The following is an 18631-nucleotide window of genomic DNA, read 5'->3' on the forward strand; positions in this document are numbered from 1 at the left end:
ATCCGTTTTTGTTGTCGTTTGTAGGGTGGGTTAGCGTAGCGTAACCCGCCGCGATGCGGGGGATGAAAGGCGGATTACGCTGCGCTAATCCGCCCTACGGATTTCTCAGCTCTCCCCGAACACGCGCTTGAAGATCGTGTCGACGTGCTTGAGGTGATAGCCGAGGTCGAACTGCTCCTCGATCTCGGCGTCGGTGAGATATTTCTTCACTTCGGTGTCCTTCTTCAGCAACTGAAGGAAGTCACCTTCACCGCGCCAGACCGGCATGGCATTGCGCTGCACGAGCTTGTAGGCGTCCTCGCGGCTTGCACCCTTCTGCGTGAGCGCTAGCAGCACGCGCTGCGAATGCACGAGGCCGCCGAGGCGGTCGAGGTTCTTCTGCATGTTGGCAGGGTAGACGAGCAGCCTGTCGATCAGGCCGGCGAGGCGCACCAGCGCGAAGTCGAGCGTGACGGTCGCATCGGGGCCCATCATGCGCTCGGCGGAGGAGTGGGAGATATCGCGCTCGTGCCAGAGCACGACGTTCTCCAGCGCCGGCGTCACATAGGCGCGGACCATGCGGGAGAGGCCGGTGAGGTTCTCCGACAGCACCGGGTTGCGCTTGTGCGGCATCGCGGAGGAACCCTTCTGCCCTTCCGAGAAGAACTCTTCCGCTTCCAGCACCTCGGTGCGCTGCATGTGGCGGATCTCCACCGCGATGCGCTCGACCGAGGAGGCGATCACGCCAAGGGTCGAAAAATACATCGCGTGGCGGTCGCGCGGGATCACCTGGGTCGAGATCGGCTCGGGCACGAGGCCCATGGCCTTGGCGACGTGCTCTTCGACGCGCGGATCGATCTGGGCGAAGGTGCCGACGGCGCCGGAGATGGCGCAGGTCGCGACCTCTTTCCGCGCTGCGACCAGGCGCTCCTTGGCGCGTGAGAATTCGGCATAGGCATAAGCGAGCTTGAGGCCGAAGGTCACGGGCTCGGCATGGATGCCGTGGCTGCGGCCGATGGTCGGCGTCATCTTGTGCTCGAAAGCGCGCTTCTTCAGCGCCGCCAGCACCTTGTCGAGGTCGGCGAGCAAGAGGTCAGCGGCGCGGGTGAGCTGGACGTTGAGGCAGGTGTCGAGCACGTCGGAGGAGGTCATGCCCTGGTGCACGAAGCGCGCCTCGGGGCCGACGATCTCGGCAAGGTGGGTCAAGAAGGCGATGACGTCGTGCTTGGTCTCGCGCTCGATCTCGTCGATGCGGGCGACGTCGAAGGTGGCATTTTTGGCTTTCGCCCAGACCGTCTTGGCGGCCTCTTTCGGGATCGTCCCGAGTTCGGCCAGCGCGTCCGCCGCATGCGCCTCGATCTCGAACCAGATCTTGAACCGGGTCTGCGGCTCCCAGATCGAGGCCATTTCCGGGCGGCTATAGCGGGGGATCATCTGACGGCTCCAAGGAGGTGGGCAGGGCACCCGAAGGGGGCGGTTCCGGCCAAAATGCTTTTTACGCCGTGATTTAGCAGAGCGGGGAGGGTGAAACAAACGGTCTGGCTGGGGAGCGGGGGATTCCCGTAGGCTACCCACTCGGGAGGCTCGGATCGGCCGATGGGTCCAAAAATTAACTGTCAGTTACGGATCATTGACTGACAGATATTGAAATCTGTCAGCGAGAGGTGTATATCCGTCTTCGGACGCTCCGATTGGGTGTCCCGCGGTCCCGCCCCGGGCGGCCCGTGGATAAGTGGAGACGACGACAATGACAACTGAAATCATCAATATCACTGGACAGATTGGGCACTGGCTCAATCTCTTTGTGGCGCGCCAGATCGCGGCGCAGGCTGCAAAACTGCCTCATTAAGGCGAGAGCTTTCCGAAACGACCGGTGTGGGCGCTTCGGAAGCAGCTCCATCGCCGGATAACTGAGCCCTGAATGGGAACAAGGTGCTGGCATGAACGAAGCCGTTGTCTTGACGCCGGAGCGGATCCTCGAGGTGACCGAGGACGTCTTGCGGCGCTACGGACTTGCCAAGGCCACCGTGGTCGACGTTGCCCGTGCGCTCGATGTGAGCCACGGCAGCGTCTATCGCCATTTCCCGAGCAAGGCCTCGCTACGCGAGGCCGTGGCCAAACGCTGGCTCGACCGCATCGACGCACCGCTGCTGGCAATCGCCAAGGAGCAGGGGCCTGCGCCTGACAGGCTCGACCGCTGGCTGCGCACGCTGTTCGCCGCCAAGCGTTCGCGCGTGCTCGACGATCCCGAGATGTTCGAAACCTATCTGACCTTGGCGCGCGAGGCCTGCGCGGCCGTCCGCTGCCACAAGGACACCATGATCGACCAGATCGCGGCGATCCTCGCCGACGGCGTCAAGCAGGGCGTGTTCGCGGTCAACGACCTCAAGGTGACCGCGCGCGCGATCTTCGATGCCACCTGCCGCTTCCACCACCCGGCCCATGCCGACGAGTGGAAGGATGCCGATCTGCCCGCGCGCGTCGATGCGACGCTCGCGCTGGTGCTGCGCGGGCTGAAGGCAGCGTAGATCGCTCCGCCTAAACTACTCTCTCGCCTTTTGAAAAACCGCGCACCGGCGACGAGGCGGCTATGGGCCTGCGCGCGTGAAATCCGCCATTGGATCCCGGCACGACCGGCGGGCCTTCCGGATAGGCGCTGACCGCGATTTCGACAGCGTCCTTTGACCGCTTGCGAAGGCGGTAGAATGTCAGCTCTTCGTCGAGCATGGGGCAGCGGAAGTGGACGACGGCGGTGTCCGGCAAGCGGCAAAGAGCGTCGATGAGATCGCCTACGGTGATGATCGGGGGGTGGTCAACTGCCTTGTGATGAGCCTTACTCATGAGGTTGTACTCCTCCACTAGGCTAATAACCGGAGGGGGACGGTCTCCGTTCCATATCGCTCGGCAAATTGAGGAGTTACACGTTCGGCGGGATTCCGGCAGCCCCACTCCTAAATCCTCGTCAGCCCGCAAGCCGCTGCGAGCCGCACGAGCTGCGCGTCCGTGCGCGCGCCGGTCTTGGTCTTGATCAGATAGTGATAGTTCTGAACCGTCTTCACACTGAGATTGAGATGCGTCGCGATCTGCTCGGTCGTGGCGCCGCCGGCGAACTGGTGCAAGATCTCGATCTCGCGCTCGCCGAGCTGATCCAGCACGGAGCCCGATGACAGACTGTCCTCGGCCAGAATATGCGCGATGTCGTCGCTCATGGCCCGCTCGCCGCGGGCGACGCTGCGGATCGCATTCACGACGGCTGACGGCTCGCTGCTCTTGGTCACGAACCCGCTGGCACCGGTGCTGAAGGCAGCCTTCACCAGCACGGCCTCGTTGTGCATGGTGAAGACCAGGATGCGCGCCCGCGGATTGCGCGCGCGGATGTTGCGAATGGCTTCGAGGCCGCTCGCGCCGGGCATCGAGATATCGAGCACGACGACATCGGGGTCGTAAGCCTTGAAGGCGCCGTAGGCATCGGCGGCATTGTCTGCTTCGGCCACCACATGGAGATCGCCCTGGCTTTCCAGCACACGGCGGTAGCCTTGCCGCACGATCGGATGATCGTCCACCAGCAGCACGGAGATGCCTGTTGCCGCGACCTCGCTCATGACGGCCTCACGCCGCGAGCGGGATGGTGGCGGCGACGCTGAGCCCGCGATTGGCGGGCAGGATCGACAGCGAGCCGCCTGCGGCCGTCACGCGCTCGCGGATGCCGGTGAGGCCAAAGCCGGCCGATTGCGACACGCGCGCCGCGTCACCGCCGCCATCGTCCTCGACACGGATCAGAAGCGCATCATCTTCGCCGGCGCGCCGCTCGACGCGCAACGAGATCTCGCGGGCCGCGCCGTGGCGCAGTGCGTTGGTCAGGCACTCCTGGGCGACACGATAAGCCGTCGTCGCCGCCGGTCCGCTGATGTCGGTGAGATCGCCCCTGAGATCGAGCTGGATCGTCGGCTGCGTCGCGCTCTGCGAGCGCCAGCTGTCGACGAGGTTGACGAGGCTTGCCTCCAGCCCGAGCTCCTCGGGCAGGGGATTGCGCAGGCACTTCAGCGCATCGCGCAGCGAGGCCATCAGATGATGGGTGGCCTGCGAGATCATCCGGGCGTCCTGCGCGATGCCGTTATCCTCGCCCTGCTTTGCGCTGGCCGTCTCGATCGTGTTGGCGAAGGCAAGGATGGCTGAGAGGTTCTGGCCGAACTCGTCATGGAGCTCACGGGCGAGGGCGCGGCGTTCGTCGTCACGGATCTCGATCAGCCGCCGCGTCAGCGCCGCGCGCTGTTCGGTCGCTTCCTCCAGCCGGCCGCCGAGCTCGCCGACGGCGCTGCCGATCATCGCCAGCTCCATCGAGCGGAAGCGCGGCAGCTTTGTGCGATATTGTCCGCGCGCCATGCGCTGAAGTGCCGTGACGATGGACCGCGCCGGCGCCAGCGTGTGCGCTATGGCGAGCGAGGCGAACAGGGCGATTGCCGCCGCCATCAGCAGTGCGACATCGATGACATTGAGGATGTACTCCCAGGCGAGCGAGATCGCGGCGGCGGCATCAGGCGTTGCGACGACCGTGCCGGCGGCCGTGGCACGGGGACTGACCGGCCGCACCACCTCGGCATGGCTGCCCAGGAATGTCGGCACGATCGCGGCGAACCAGCGCGGCGGCGCCTTGCCCAGACCCTCGCTCTGGCCGCAGAGCGGCTTCTCGAATGCGGTCGCCGGCTGGAACTCGACGCAGACGCCAGGCGAGATCAGCTTCACCGTCTCCAGTGTGCGCCATTCCGGAACCGGCAGGAGGTGCTCGCGCGTTCTGCTGCTGCGCAACAACAGCTCATGCCAGTACAATGCCCCTAGCGCCTGCGCGACGCGCTGCGCGGAGGCCGTCGTCGCCCGGTCGACGCTGCGATAGGCATCGAACGTGGCCCACACGGTCGCCGCGCCGAGGCAGAGCGCAACGATGAGAAGAAGACGGGCGACAAGCTGAAGCACGAGGCGCATGCGATCACCCCCGACGTTTGGTAAGCTCAGCCTAACAACGCCGCCGCGCCTTGCCAATTGCAGGGAACGGCCGGAATGCAGGTCGGGCAAATTTCCCAAGCCGGATTGGGCATGGGTCTTTGGACCGGGCGCGGCGGCTTTGATCTAATCGCCGGGGAAACATTGTTGGCCGGGAGCAATGCAGCATGAGCTCGATCACGATTGGTCCGACTGCGCGACAGGCCTCCGATCCATCCGAGCGCAGCGCGCTGCTGTTCTGGATGATCTTTACCGGGCTTTCGATCTTCGCGATCGTGCTGTTATGGCGGTTCGGCCTGATCCGTCTGATGCTGACCTCGGACCGCACCTATATCTCCAGCGTGATCGCGCTGCTCTATGTCGCCACCTGCGGTCACTGCTTTCTGCGCACGCGGGCGATCGCGCGCGAAGGGGCCGCGGCGCGGCGCTGCCGCGCGGTGCTTGCGGCGCCCGACGGCAGCAGGGCGATCGATGCGAGCGCAACCGCGCTTCCCCGCGGGCTGGTACGGGATCACATTGAGAGCCTGGTGACCAAGGCGGCCGCGCAAGACTACCGGCCGGTCGACCAGACGCTGCTGCTGCGGACGCTCGCCGACCGCCTGCGGGGTTCCAACGGCTTCGGTGCCTTCGTCTCCGATACGCTGATGAAGCTCGGTTTGCTCGGCACCATCATCGGCTTCATCATCATGCTGGCGCCGATCGCGGGGCTCGACGCCGCCGACAAGGTCGCGATGCGGTCCTCGATGGGCCTGATGAGCGACGGTATGGCGGTCGCGATGTACACGACGCTGGCCGGCCTCGTCGGCTCGATCCTGATCCGCATTCAATATTACATGCTCGATGCCGCGACCCAGCGCGTGTTCTCGGATGCCGTGGTGCTGACCGAGACCTACGTGACGCCGGCCCTGGAACGCAGGCGTCCGGAAACGCCGTCATGATGGATGATTTCGGCCTCTATCCGCGCGAGGAGCCGTTCGATCCCTTGGGCGTCATGCTGTTCAAGGCGCTCCAGGTGATCGCCTTCCTGTTCTTCCTCGCGCTGCTCGCGGTCTCACCCGATGCCAAGGACGGCAAGATCGACTCCAAGGCCGAGTTCATGATCACGCTGGACTGGCCGGACAATCATCCCGACGATCTCGACCTGTTCGTGCAGGATCCCGCCGGCAACATCGCCTGGTATCGCCACCGCGAGGCCGGCTTCCTCACGCTCGATCGCGACGACCGCGGCGGGGCCAACGACTTCATCCTGGTCAACGGCAAGAAGATAGCCTCGCCGATCCGCGAGGAGATCGTCACGGTGCGCGGCATCGTCGCCGGCGAATACACCGTCAACGTCTCGCATTTCGTCGCCACGACCGGCGAGCCGGTGACGGCCAATGTGAAGGTGCAAAAGCTCAATCCGACCGCGCAGGTGATCTTCGACAACAAATTCACCCTCGACCACACCGGCGACGAGAAGACCGCGGTGCGGTTCCGGCTCGATGCCGAGGGCAAGGTCATCGACGTGAGCCAGCGTCCGAAATCGCTGATGGAGACGTTCCGCAGCAGCTGGCGCAACGGCGCCGATATCGACCCGAACACGCGGGTGAGGGTGCGCCGTGAGTGATCTGCAGACGATCATCCTCTCGCTGTCGGTCGCCTACGCCGTGATCGGCGCGTTGCTGCTGGTCGTGCTGGTCTATGCGCGGCTGCACTGGTCGCTGAAAGCGGTCGCGGTGGTCGTGACCAGCGCCTTCTATGTCGTGAGCTTCACGGACATGCGCGGGCTGCTCGGCTGGGCCAGTACCGATCGGATGCCGACCTCCTTCAAGCTGCTCGCGGCACGCATCGTCGAGCCGCATTCCCTGGAAGGCGATCCCGGCTCGATCTATCTGTGGGTCGAAGAGCTCGACGAGGATCATCGTCCGAGCGGCATCCCGCGCGCCTTTCGCGTCCCCTACAACGACAGGCTGGCCGACAAGACCCATGCGGCGGAGAACGAGATCGCGGCCGGGCATCCGCAAGGCGGGCGCGCGGCGGATTTCGGCGGTGGCGAGGGCAGCCTGATCGACATGGTCAGGGAATATGTGACGCCGAAGACGATCCTGGAGACCAGCGGCGGCGATTCCTCGACCGGTGAGTTCAATGCGCCGCCGGCTGGCGCACAAGGCGCGGTGTTCACGCCACTGCCGCCGCCCCGGATGCCGCCGAAGGACGAGCAATAGGCTCTTCACCATTGCATCACGGCTGCGCTGGTAAACCGTCACGCGCTGGCGCATCCTATTGACGTCCCTCAAATTGGCCTTATCGGCTTCCAATAAGAATATGAGGGTGGAGGGTGCGTGCTTCTCGCTGTCTTCTCGGATATCCACGGCAACCGGCAGGCCTTCGAGGCCTGCCTGAAGTTGGCCCGCGCGAAGGGCGCGGAGCGGTTTATCCTGCTTGGCGATTTCGTCGGCTATGGCGCCGACCCGGAGTGGGTCGTGGATACCGCCATGGATCTGGTCGCTCATGGTGCCGTCGCCGTCCGCGGCAATCATGACGAAGCCGTCAACACGACCACCGAGACCATGAATGCCGAGGCACAGATCGCGATCGAATGGACCCGTGGGCGCCTCGATGTCGGACAACGGCGTTTCCTGGCCGAGTTGCCGATGCTCGTGGAGGACAGCGACCGTCTGTTTGTGCATTCGGAGGCCTCCAGCCCGCAGCGCTGGCACTATGTCCGCTCGACCGCGGACGCCGCCAAGAGCCTGATCGCCACGCCCGCTCATGTCACATTTTGCGGCCACATCCACAGGCCCGCGCTCTATTCGATGTCGGTGACGGCGAAGATGACGAGTTTCGTGCCGAAGAGCGACGTCCCGGTGCAGCTGCTGCGCGGGCGGCAATGGCTGGCGGTGCTCGGCTCGGTCGGCCAGCCCCGCGATGGCGACCCCGCCGCGTCCTTCGTACTGTTCGACACGGTCTCGTGCGAAATTACCTATTGCCGCGTGCCCTACGACATCGCAGCCGCTGCGAACAAGATCCGCGAGAACGGCCTGCCGCCCTGGCTCGCCGACCGGCTCTCGCAGGGGCGGTAGAGCCGATGCCCAAATCCCTGGTCAAATCAGGCGCGGAGATCGACGGCTACACGATCGGCGAATGCGTCCATGCCGGCGGCATGGCGACGCTGTGGACCGTCACCCATCCCGACATCGACGTGCCGCTGCTGATGAAGGTCCCGCGGGCCTCCGAGGGCGAGGATCCGGCGGCCATCGTCTCCTTCGAGATGGAGATGATGATTTTGCCGCGGCTGACCGGCCCGCATGTGCCGGCCTGTTTCGGCACCGGCGATTTCGCCCACCAGGCCTACGCCGTGATCGAGCGGATACCCGGGACTACGCTCTATAAGCGGTTGCCTGATCTGCCGCTGCCTTACGAGGAGGCGCGGCTGCTGGTGGCGAAGATCGCCGCCGCGCTCGCCGATTTGCACCGGCAGAACGTCATCCATCACGACATCAAGCCGAGCAGCATCATGTTCCGCGAGAGTGGCGAGGCGGTGCTGATCGACTACGGCCTGTCGCACCACAACCATCTGCCGGACCTGTTGCAGGAGGAGTTCCGGCTGCCTTACGGCACTGCACCCTACATGGCGCCGGAACGGCTCTTGGGCGTGCGCGACGACCCGCGCAGCGACCTGTTTTCGCTCGGCGTGCTGCTCTACTTCTTCACGACCGGAGAACGTCCGTTCGGCGAAGGCGAGACGCTGCGCGCGATGCGGCGCAGGCTGTGGCGCGATCCGCAGCCGCCGCGCAAACTTCGCGCCGACTATCCGCCCTGGCTTCAGGAGGTGGTGTTGCGGTGCCTCGAGATCGAGCCGGTCTGGCGCTATCCGACCGCAGCGCAACTCGCCTTCGATCTCGCCCATCCGAGTCAGGTCAAGCTCACCGCGCGCTCGGAGCGGATGAAGCGCGATCCGCTCAGCGTCGCGTGGCGCCGCCGCTTCAACCAGGGCGTCATGCAGCCGCGCGCGAAATCCGACGTCGCGGAGCAGATCGCATCGAGCCCGATCCTCGCGGTCGCGCTCGATGCCGCCGAAGGCGCGCCGGAGCTGAACGAGGCGCTGCGCGTCACCACCGAGCGCATTCTGGCGACGTTACCCTCGGCGCGGCTCGCCTGCGTCAACGTGCTCAAGCTCAACCGCATCGCGATCGACAAGACGCTGGATGAGGAGGGCTCCAACAAGCACATCGACCGCCTGGTGGCGCTCCGCCATTGGGCGACGCCGCTGAAGCTCGATGAGAGCCGGCTGTCGGTTCACGTGCTGGAAGCGGTCGATCCCGCCACGGCGCTGCTGGAATTCGCCGAGATGAACTCGGTCGACCATTTCATCATCGGGGCGCGGCAAAATTCGTTCAGGCGCACCTGGCTCGGCAGCGTCTCGGCCAAGGTGGCCGCGGAGGCGACCTGCACCGTCACCGTGGTGCGGCCGCCGCGGATGGCTGTGGATGCGGCGAGGGCGGGCGCCGGCGTGGTGTGGGGCTAGGAAAGATCAGGCCGCGTGAGCGGTGTGGACGGAACGTTTGCGGCGGATCGGCCAGGTGAACTGCGGACCGGACTCGCCGTGTTCGGCATGGCCGCCGAAATACTGGATGATCTCGCGGCAGGGCTCGCAGTTGAACAGATTACGCGACGCGGACGCCTTGGTCATTTCCTTCAGGCAGTTCGGGCAGTGCGGTTTCATCTGCTTAAGTCCGGAAAAAGATTTCAATGCCGGCGCGGTGACCGGAACGGGTGATCCAGGTCCGCCGCCTCGGCCCCGGTGTCGTCGCTCATCTCGCCTTCGGTGCGTTCGAGCCGGCCAAAGAAATAGTCGAGGCTCGGATGCGGGCGGCGCGGGATGCGGCACCGGCGCTTCGGCTGACGCTTGATGAGTGCGATCTGAATGGGCGTCAGGCCCGATAGCGGTTGCGACGGATGCTACGGACCGAACGTGCCGGGGCCTCGACGGGTCCGGCCGATGGGCCAAACACAACAAATGCACTGAAACCGATCCACAACGCCACGCCAGTCCAAACCAGGGTCGTCGTCATGATGTGCTCCTGTCAAATCAGGCAGGAATCACTAGCTGTGATTTGCGCGAATCAAGGAAGTCCGGAGGAGTACGGATTCAGGTTGCAATTTTAGGCATTTGCGCGCTGCAACGCCCGTAAGAACCGCAGATTGCGGGCGCTTCTGCGTGTCAGATGGCCTCGCCGCGGGCGCCCGCGGCAGCGTTGCGGATCGCCGCGATGTTGGTCCTGTACGCTTCCTGCGTGCCGCCCCTGAACACGGAGGTGCCGGCAACGAAGGCGTTGGCGCCTGCCGCTGCCAGCGCACCCGCAACGTCGGGACCGACGCCGCCGTCAACCTCGATGTCGATCGGCCGGCCCGCGACCATCGCGCGGATGTCGCTGATCTTGCCGATCGCGGAGTGGATGAAGGCCTGGCCGCCGAAGCCGGGATTGACCGACATCACCAGCACGAGATCGACCAGGTCGAGCACATATTCGAGCACGCTGATCGGCGTACCCGGATTGAGCGAGACACCGGCCTTCTTGCCGAGCGCGCGGATCGCCTGGAGCGAGCGGTGCAGATGCGGACCCGCCTCCGCATGCACGGTGATGTGGTCGCAGCCGGCCTTGGCGAAGGCTTCGAGATAGGGATCGCAGGGCGAGATCATCAGATGCGCGTCGAAGATCTTCTTGGTGTGCGGGCGCATCGCCTTGATGACGTCGGGGCCATAGGAGATGTTCGGAACGAAATGCCCGTCCATCACGTCGAGATGGATCCAGTCGGCGCCGGCGGCGTCTACCGCGCGTACCTCCTCGCCGAGCTTCGAGAAATCCGAGGCCAGGATCGAGGGCGCGATGGCCAGGGGGCGGGGGGTGAAAGCTTGGGTCATGGCGCAGTTTCCCGTGGCGGCCGTAAAGGAACGAGTCTCGCCTAACATGGGCCTCCCGGCCGGGCAATGCAGGGCAGGCCCGCTTCCTGTGGGCGGAAAAATCTGCCGTCTCCGGCATGAATTGCCGATGTTCCCCGAGCCTGCAAGGCGTAGTGAACGCGGAATTCATTGAGCTTTTCGCACTGGCACGTCGCTTGCTCATCCAGCTCCAGAACATTGGCCGCGGCGTGCCCGCATCGGTTGGAGTTGTGCAATGTTGTTTGCCCTTGGTGCCGTCTCGAGCGCACTCGACGCGATCCAGTCGCTGACGAGCTCGAAATCCTCGTCCTCGACATCCTCGCAAGGCGCGACCAATCCGTTCGCGATCGACAGCAGCAACAGCACGACCAGCGGCGCGACGTCGTCGGTCAATTCCGGCAATTGCGCGCAGATATCGCCCGAGACGATGAGCGCGCTGATCGCCGCGCAGAGCCAGTCGACGGATTCGACCAGCAGCTCGACCAGCTCCACGTCATCGAGCGCGACGTCCTCGACGTCGACCAGCCGGGACGATGCGCTGAAGGACCTGTTCTCGCAGCTCGATGCGAATGGCGATGGCCAGATCAGCAAGTCCGAGTTCGAGAACGCGCTGGGCGCCGGCGGTACCAACCTCGCGCAGGCCGACGACGTGTTCTCCAAGCTCGACAGCAATTCCGACGGCAGCGTCAGCCTCGACGAGATGTCGAAGGCGCTGAAGGGCAGCGGCCATCACCACGCGCAAGCCGCGAGCGGCTCCAGCGATGCGTCCGGCAGCGATTCCGATTCCTCGTCATCGTCGAGCGGCGGGTCGACCTCGACCACGACGACCGGCACCGACGGCTCGACCACCACCACCGTCACCTATGCCGACGGCTTCAAGATCTCGACCACGGTGCCGGGCGCCTCAAGCTCTTCAAATACGTCGGGCGGCGGCAATTCGCCCTATGACTGGTTCGGCCAGATGATGCAGCGCCAGGCCCAGACCGCGGCGGGGTCCTCCGCTTCATCGATGTCGATGAGCGTGTAACGCGCGCCCTGAAGCGTTAGCGAAACCGATCCTTCCACGCCGGCATCGCGCCGGCGAAGGGCAGGGCGGTGGCGTGATAGACGCCGCGTGCGATTGCGCGCGCGACCACGTTGGCGGCGACCATGCCGAGTTCGGTGAGACCTGCCATCGGATCGATCGGTTTCGCGCCGGTCGCAGCGGCAAACAGCACGTCGCCGTCGGTTGTCGCGTGCACCGGATAGATCGCACGGGCAAAACCGGTGTGGGCGATCATCGCGAGCCGCTTGGCCTGCGGCTTGGTCAGCATCGCATCAGTGACGACGGCGCCGATGGTGGTGTTCTCACGATCGCTTGCCGCAGGTCCGCCCTTGATGCGCATCCTGAGCATGTCGTCGGTGAACTTATCAGGCAATCCGTGGTTGCCGAACTCGCCATTGACCTCGAACGGCGCCGCCCAGAACCACGGCCCGTCCCCGACGGTGGCGCTGCCCACCGCGTTGACCGCGACGATTGCCGCGACTGTGATGCCGCTGCTGGTGACGGCGGACGCCGAGCCGAGTCCGCCCTTGAACGTCGCGGTGGTGGCGCCGAAGCCTGCGCCAACGCTGCCCAGCGCGAAGTCGTCGCCGGCGGCGACCGCCGCAGCGTAGCCGAGATCGCGATAGGGCGCGAAGCGTCCCCAGGCCTTGTCGCCGTCGTTGAGCAGATCGAACAGGATCGCGCCCGGCACCAGCGGGATCAAAGCGCCGCGGATATTGAGACCTCGGCCCTGCTCGGCGAGCCAGGCCTGCACGCCGGCGCCGGCCTCTATCCCGAAGGCGGAGCCGCCGGACAGCGCGATGGCATCGACTCGCTCCTGCGTGCTGGCAAGATCGAGCAGCGAAGCCTCGCGCGTGCCGGGCCCGCCGCCGCGAATGTCGATCGCTGCGATCGCAGGGGAATCGAAGATGACCGCGGTCGCGCCGGAGGCGACTTTCGCATCCTCGGCATGACCGACGCGGACGCCGGCGATATCGGTGAGAAGGTTTTTCAAGGACGGCACTCCATGCGCAGCTGACACCAGCGATAGCGCACCGCCACCCCCGGCTCAACTCGCCAGCGCGGTCCTGAGCATCTTGGCGAGCTCCGACTTGCGGTAGGGCTTGGCCAGCAGCAGCACGCCGGAATCGAGCCGGCCGTGATGAACGATGGCGTTCTCGGTGTAGCCCGAGGTGAACAGCGTCTTCAGGTCGGGCCGCCGCCGCGCCGCCTCGTCGGCCAGCTGGCGGCCGTTCATGTTGCCCGGCATGATGACGTCGGTGAACAGCAGGTCGATATCCTTGTCGGCGTCGATGATGACGAGGGCTTCGGCGGCGTTGGCCGCCTCGAGCGCGGCATAGCCGAGGCTCTTGATCTGGGTCACGACATATTGCCGCACCAGCGCGTCGTCCTCGACGATCAGGATCTTCTCGTCGCCACCGGTGATCGGAACATTCTGGAGCGCCTCGTACTCGGTCTCCTGCACGCCACTCGAGCGCGGCAGGTAGATCTTCACGCTGGTGCCGTGACCTTCCTCGCTGTAGATCTTGATGTGGCCGCCGGACTGCTTGACGAAGCCGAACACCATGCTCAGGCCGAGACCCGTGCCCTTGCCGACCTCCTTGGTGGTGAAGAAGGGATCGAACACCCGCTCGATGAGGGTCGCCGGGATGCCGGAGCCGGTGTCACTGACCGCGATCATCACGTAATTACCCGCGGTGACGTCGGGATTCATGCTGGCATAGCCGTCGTCGAGGAAGATGTTGCGCGTCTCCAGCACCAGCGTGCCGCCCTCGGGCATGGCATCGCGCGCGTTCAGCGCGAGGTTGAGGATTGCAGTGGAGAGCTGGCTCGGGTCGATCAGCGCCGGCCAGGCTTCTTCGGTCAGCTGCGGCATGATCGTGATCTGCTCGCCGAGAGTCGGATGCAAGAGCTTGGCAGCCTCCAGCACCAGCGCATTGACGTCGATTTCGCGCGGTTGAAGCGGCTGCTTGCGGGCGAAGGCGAGTAGATGCTTGGTCAGCTGCGCGCCGCGCTCGGCGGCGTCGTCGATCAGCTTGGTGATGGCGGCAAGCTCGGGCCGGTCGGCCACCGCATCGGCCAGAATGCCGATCGTGCCGGTGATGACGGTGAGCACGTTGTTGAAATCGTGGGCAACGCCGCCGGTCAACTGACCGATCGAATCCATCTTCTGGGCCTGCCTGAACTGGGCTTCGGCAGCCTGCTGCTCGGTGAGGTCGCGCCCGATGAAGAAATGGCGCTTCACCGGCTCGGACCAGACACCCATCCAGTTCAGCGTGACCTCGTGACCGTCGTAATGGTAGTAGCGCGCCTCGAAGCTGCGCTTGGTCTGGCCGCGCCGCGCCGCGCGCATCTCGCTGCGCGTATTCTCGAGGTCTTCGGGATGAATGAAGTCGGTCGCGCTGTGCCCGATCATGTCGTCCGGGCTGAAGCCGAGGATGTCCTTCACGCTCGGTGAGACCTGGATGAAATTGCCGAAGCCGTCGGTGACCAGGATCAGGTCCCGCGAGGTCTCGAAGATGCGCTGGCGCTCCTCGGTCTCGCGACGCAGCTTCTCTCTTGCCTGCTTCTCCTCGGTGATGTCATGGGCGATCTTGGAGACGCCGACGATTTCGCCATTGTCGGCTCGCAGCGGCGAGATGTTGAGCACGACGTCGAGCTGGCGGCCGTCCTTACTGATGCGGACCGTCTCGTGCTGGGCGATCGATTGGTTGCTGCTGATGCGGTTGAGGGTCCCCCGGACTTCGGCCTTGCGATCCTGCGGCACGATGAGGTCGATCGGCTGGCCGACCGCCTCGGCGGCCGAATAGCCGAACAGGTGCTCAGCGGCCCGGTTCCAACCGGTGATGACGCCGTCGAGGGACTCTGTGATGATGGCATCGTTGGAGGATTCGACGACGGCGCCGTAGAGCGCGAGGCGTTTGCCGTAAAAGTCGCGATCCGAGGCCGATTGTTCGCGCAAGCGGCCGACGAGGCTCATCGTGCTGGCCTGGAGGCGGACATTCTCGATCAGGAGGACGGCGAGCACGAAGCTCGAGGCAGAGAGGCCGTAGAGGCGGCCGGCATAGAAGCCGAGATCGAAACGGGCGACGTTGACGATCGCCGACAGCGCGATGTCGAACAGCCAGGCGCACATCGTGACCATGAGCCAGACGTCGATCACCGTGTGCGGCTTGCGGAACCAGAGCGTGATCAGCGCGGCAAAGCTCATTGACCACACGAACGACACCACGCCGAGCATGGTGGTGGTGTAGCGGCCGTCCTTGAGCAGGACCGGCAGCAGGCCATGCTGCGCGGTGACGATCCAGGCGATCGCGATCATCGCTACGCAGACGCCGAGCACGGCGAGTACGATCGAACGCCCCGTCGGCCCCTTGATCTTGTCGCCGCCGTTGGCGTCCTTCAGCGAAGCATAGGCAAGCACGAACAGCGGGAAGACGCCGTGCCAGAACATGTAGAGCCAGACCGTGGTCTGACTGCCTGCACCCAACAGTCCGGTCGGTGCGAATAGCCCGGGAAAGGTGAGGGCGTGGGTCACCGCGGCGGCCGCTGTGAACAGATATCCGGTCGCGAGCAGCAACAGCGCGCGGCTGCGCAGGACGGAGAATTGCGACAGCAGCAGCACCGCGGTGATGATGTCGCTGACGGCGAGCGCCGACTGGTAGCTGGCCACGAAGGCCGGCACCTGGGGCAGCGGCGTACCCGCAAAGGGGACAGCCAGCGCGAACAGGATCGCCGAGATGCCGACGATCGCCAGTGCTGCAGTGCGATCGCTCTGCGTGGCGGGCAAGGTCGAAAGGAATGTGCTTCGGTCGTTCTTTGCGTGCACGTTGACCTCTCGCTGGGTCGTCATGGGTTAGTCCACGTGACTTTGTTGACCGGCTGCCTTGGTCACCATGGTAGCCGGCTCCGGGCGTGCGTCTTGACCTGACGGGCCCACGACTCAACCGAGGGTTACAGCTTACTTAACTCGGACAGGGACACGGAATAGGGAATCGGTAAGGTTGGCTTTACTGGACCGCCCGATACTGCCTTGCCGCACACCGGCGTTGAATTGAACCATTTAATGATAGGAATCCGGGAGTTGTTCCCATGCCCCGTATCCTTGTGATTGACGACCAAAAGGGCGTCCGTGCCATGGTCGCGATGGTGCTTCGGGTCAACCATTATGACGTAGTCGAGGCCGAGAGCGGCGCGGACGGGTTGAAGGCCTTCGGCGAGAGCGCCTTCGACGCTGCGATTGTCGATATTTTCCTGACCGATACCAGCGGCGTCGACGTCATGGCAACCATCCGTGAGCGGGTTCCCGGATTTCCGATCGTGGCGGTCTCCGGCATGACCGCGATGGATTTCATGGGCGAGGCGCCTGATCTCGATGGCGTGGTCTGCCTGCAAAAGCCATTTCGGCCGAACGATCTGCTGCAAGCGCTTCGCGAGGCGCAGGCGGCCGCAGGTGGCGAACTGCCGGCGGCGGTCTGATCGCCCAGAAAAACGCCCCGGCAAGCCGGGGCGAGGTCTTGATCGCAACGGTGCTCAGGAACTCCCGAGCAAGACCGCTCCTAGGAGCCTTTGCCGCTGATTTCGGCGTAGCCGCCCTTGGCGTCCCACTTGTAGACGACGTAGTCGAGCTGCTTGATATCGCCCTTGGTGTCGTACTCGATCGGGCCGATCACGGTGTCCCACTTGCCGGCCTTGATCGCCGCCATGACCTTCTTGGCGTCGGTGGTGCCGGCCTTCTTGACCGCCTGCGACCAGACCTGCATCGCCGCATAGGTGTAGAGGGTGTAGCCCTCGGGGTCGATGTTCTTGGCCTTGAAGGCCTCGACGATCTTCTTGGCGGTCGGCTTGTTGCGCGGATCGGGGCCGAAGGTGAACAGCGTGCCTTCGCCGGCGGGGCCGGTGATGGAGGCGTACTCCTTGTCGGCCAGCGCATCGCCGGCCATCAGGATCGTCTTGAGACCCTGGTCGCGCATCTGGCGCAGGATCAGGCCGCTCTCCTGATGGTAGCCGCCGACATAGACGAGGTCGATGTTGTCGCGCTTCAGGCGCGAGACGATCGCGTTAAAGTCCTTGTCGCCCTTGTTGTAGGATTCGGAGAGCTTCACGGTGACGCCGGCCTTGACGAGGGCCTTCTTGGTCTCGTCGGCGAGACCCTTGCCGTAAGTGGTCTTGTCGTCGAGAATCGCGATGTTCTTGCCCTTGAAGTTTTTCGCGATGTACTGCGCGGCAACCAGGCCCTGCTGGTCGTCACGGCCGCAGACGCGCGCCACGTTCCAGAGCCCGGCGTCGGTGAATTTCGGGTTGGTGGAGGCGGGGGTAATCTGGAGCACATTGCCGTCGGCATAGGCCTCCGAGGCCGGGATCGACGAGGACGAGCAATAGTGCCCGGCCACGAATGGCATCTTGGCGCTGGCGATCTTCTCGGCGACCGAACGGGCCTGCTTCGGATCGCAGGCATCGTCCTCGACGTCGAGCGCGAGCTTCTTGCCGTTGACGCCGCCGGCCGCGTTGATGTCAGCCACGGCCATCTCGGCGCCGTTCTTCATCTGGCGGCCGAAAGCGGATTCGCCGCCGGTCATCGGGCCTGCGACTGCAATTGTGACATCCTGCGCGAACGCCGCGCTCGACAGCGCGATCGACGCGCCGAATGCCAAACCGATGAGCTTCAGTGACTTCATGAGATACCTCGCGGATGGTCGCCTGTGGGAGTTGCCGGGGCACGCCCGGTCCAAACCGGTCCTATTGTTGAATGAATCTCTGGAGAAGTCACCGGCAAAATACGGGCATTGCGGTGATATCTCGCCACATTCGGCCGCACGGGGAGGCCGCTAGCCGTGCCGGCCGCCTTCGAGATAGGCGGCGCGGATCTCGGGGCGCTGGAGCAATTCGGCGCCGGTTCCGGCCAGCGTGATCAGGCCGTTGACCATGACGTAGCCGCGATGGGCGAGCTTGAGCGCATGGTTGGCATTCTGCTCGACGATCAGCACGGTCAGGCCGTCCTGCCGGTTCAGGGTGCGGATCGCGTCAAAAATCTGGCGGGCGATCAGTGGCGCGAGCCCGAGCGAGGGCTCGTCGAGCAGCAGCAGGCGCGGGCGGCTCATCAGGGCGCGTCCGATCGCCAGCATCTGCTGCTCGCCGCCGGACAACGTGCCGCCGCGCTGGGCGTAGCGTTCCTTCAGGCGCGGAAACAGCGTGAACACGCGCTGGAGCGTCGTCTCCCGCTCTGCATCGGTGCATGCGGTGGCGTCCGCCCCCATCTGGAGATTTTCCGCGACGCTCATGCGCGGGAAGATGCGGCGGCCTTCGGGCGATTGCGCGATGCGCAGATGCGCGATCTCGTGGGTGGGAACATCGGTGATGTCGCGGCCTTCGTACAGGATCTGGCCCGAGCGGGCGCGCGGCTTGCCGAAGATCGTCATCATCAGCGTCGACTTGCCGGCGCCGTTGGCGCCGATCAGGGCGACGATCTCGCCGGAATTGATCTCGACATCGACGCCCTTCAGCGCCTCGATCTTGCCGTAGGCGGCGCGAAGGCTGCGGATCGCAAGCAGGGGCGTGGTCATGCCATTATCTCACTGCCGTCATGCCCGGGCTTGTCCCGGGCATCCATGCCTTTGCCCAGCACAAGAAAGCAAGACGTGGATGGCCGGGACAAGCCCGGCGATGACGATGTTGAGAGACCGGCA

18 protein-coding genes are annotated in these 18631 nt (G+C 64.9%); 8 read left to right on the plus strand and 10 right to left on the minus strand.

Features of this window, described 5'->3' with window-relative positions:
* Positions 1-105: 105 nt before the first annotated feature.
* Complete coding sequence (purB, locus tag IC761_RS13150; RefSeq protein ID WP_195803658.1) at positions 106-1413, minus strand: adenylosuccinate lyase; 1308 nt, start codon at positions 1411-1413, stop codon at positions 106-108.
* A gap of 506 nt (positions 1414-1919) precedes the next feature.
* Between purB and IC761_RS13155 the strand changes: the two genes are divergently transcribed.
* Positions 1920-2507: a TetR/AcrR family transcriptional regulator gene (locus IC761_RS13155; RefSeq protein ID WP_195803659.1), complete on the plus strand. Its 588-nt coding sequence runs from the start codon at positions 1920-1922 to the stop codon at positions 2505-2507.
* 10 nt (positions 2508-2517) lie between these two features.
* Here IC761_RS13155 and IC761_RS13160 read toward each other — a convergent pair whose 3' ends face one another.
* From IC761_RS13160 to IC761_RS13170, 3 genes are all read right to left on the minus strand, one after another.
* A complete protein-coding gene (locus IC761_RS13160; RefSeq protein ID WP_195804638.1) occupies positions 2518-2820 on the minus strand; it encodes a hypothetical protein in 303 nt (100 codons plus the stop codon).
* 110 nt (positions 2821-2930) lie between these two features.
* Positions 2931-3581, minus strand: coding sequence for a response regulator (locus tag IC761_RS13165; protein ID WP_195803660.1), 651 nt, complete (start codon positions 3579-3581; stop codon positions 2931-2933).
* Positions 3582-3588: 7 nt separating this feature from the next.
* Positions 3589-4959 carry a sensor histidine kinase gene (locus tag IC761_RS13170; RefSeq protein WP_195803661.1) on the minus strand — a complete coding sequence of 457 codons (1371 nt, stop codon included), beginning with the start codon at positions 4957-4959 and terminating at the stop codon, positions 3589-3591.
* Positions 4960-5144: 185 nt separating this feature from the next.
* Between IC761_RS13170 and IC761_RS13175 the strand changes: the two genes are divergently transcribed.
* The 5 genes from IC761_RS13175 to IC761_RS13195 all read left to right on the plus strand — a co-directional run bounded on the left by IC761_RS13175 (position 5145) and on the right by IC761_RS13195 (position 9484).
* Positions 5145-5915: a MotA/TolQ/ExbB proton channel family protein gene (locus tag IC761_RS13175; protein ID WP_195803662.1), complete on the plus strand. Its 771-nt coding sequence runs from the start codon at positions 5145-5147 to the stop codon at positions 5913-5915.
* Positions 5912-6583 (plus strand): DUF2135 domain-containing protein, encoded by a 672-nt coding sequence (locus IC761_RS13180; protein WP_195803663.1) that lies wholly within the window; start codon positions 5912-5914, stop codon positions 6581-6583. Before IC761_RS13175 ends, IC761_RS13180 begins: the two co-directional genes overlap by 4 nt.
* Positions 6576-7181, plus strand: a complete 606-nt coding sequence (locus tag IC761_RS13185; protein ID WP_195803664.1) for a hypothetical protein — start codon at positions 6576-6578, stop codon at positions 7179-7181. The genes IC761_RS13180 and IC761_RS13185 overlap by 8 nt, the downstream gene beginning before the upstream one ends.
* Before the next feature lie 117 nt (positions 7182-7298).
* Complete coding sequence (locus IC761_RS13190) at positions 7299-8039, plus strand: metallophosphoesterase family protein (protein WP_195803665.1); 741 nt, start codon at positions 7299-7301, stop codon at positions 8037-8039.
* Positions 8040-8044: 5 nt separating this feature from the next.
* Positions 8045-9484: a serine/threonine protein kinase gene (locus IC761_RS13195; RefSeq protein WP_195803666.1), complete on the plus strand. Its 1440-nt coding sequence runs from the start codon at positions 8045-8047 to the stop codon at positions 9482-9484.
* 6 nt (positions 9485-9490) lie between these two features.
* Here IC761_RS13195 and IC761_RS13200 read toward each other — a convergent pair whose 3' ends face one another.
* Positions 9491-9682 (minus strand): hypothetical protein, encoded by a 192-nt coding sequence (locus IC761_RS13200; protein ID WP_195803667.1) that lies wholly within the window; start codon positions 9680-9682, stop codon positions 9491-9493.
* 498 nt (positions 9683-10180) lie between these two features.
* Positions 10181-10882: a ribulose-phosphate 3-epimerase gene (rpe, locus tag IC761_RS13205; protein ID WP_195803668.1), complete on the minus strand. Its 702-nt coding sequence runs from the start codon at positions 10880-10882 to the stop codon at positions 10181-10183.
* 253 nt (positions 10883-11135) lie between these two features.
* Between rpe and IC761_RS13210 the strand changes: the two genes are divergently transcribed.
* Positions 11136-11927 carry an EF-hand domain-containing protein gene (locus tag IC761_RS13210; RefSeq protein ID WP_195803669.1) on the plus strand — a complete coding sequence of 264 codons (792 nt, stop codon included), beginning with the start codon at positions 11136-11138 and terminating at the stop codon, positions 11925-11927.
* Positions 11928-11943: 16 nt separating this feature from the next.
* Here the strand turns inward: IC761_RS13210 and IC761_RS13215 are convergent, their stop codons facing one another.
* Together IC761_RS13215 and IC761_RS13220 are read right to left on the minus strand one after the other, a co-directional pair.
* A complete protein-coding gene (locus IC761_RS13215) occupies positions 11944-12939 on the minus strand; it encodes a P1 family peptidase (protein WP_195803670.1) in 996 nt (331 codons plus the stop codon).
* 54 nt (positions 12940-12993) lie between these two features.
* Complete coding sequence (locus IC761_RS13220) at positions 12994-15798, minus strand: PAS domain S-box protein (RefSeq protein ID WP_195803671.1); 2805 nt, start codon at positions 15796-15798, stop codon at positions 12994-12996.
* Positions 15799-16037: 239 nt separating this feature from the next.
* Between IC761_RS13220 and IC761_RS13225 the strand changes: the two genes are divergently transcribed.
* Entirely contained in the window at positions 16038-16424 is a 387-nt protein-coding gene (locus tag IC761_RS13225) for a response regulator (protein WP_195803672.1), read from the plus strand.
* Between the two features lie 80 nt (positions 16425-16504).
* Here the strand turns inward: IC761_RS13225 and IC761_RS13230 are convergent, their stop codons facing one another.
* Positions 16505-17623, minus strand: coding sequence for a branched-chain amino acid ABC transporter substrate-binding protein (locus tag IC761_RS13230; protein WP_195803673.1), 1119 nt, complete (start codon positions 17621-17623; stop codon positions 16505-16507).
* 150 nt (positions 17624-17773) lie between these two features.
* A complete protein-coding gene (locus tag IC761_RS13235) occupies positions 17774-18508 on the minus strand; it encodes an ABC transporter ATP-binding protein (RefSeq protein WP_195803674.1) in 735 nt (244 codons plus the stop codon).
* Positions 18509-18631: the final 123 nt, after the last annotated feature.

It is taken from the genome of Bradyrhizobium commune, from assembly GCF_015624505.1.
GTDB classification, from domain to species: domain Bacteria; phylum Pseudomonadota; class Alphaproteobacteria; order Rhizobiales; family Xanthobacteraceae; genus Bradyrhizobium; species Bradyrhizobium commune.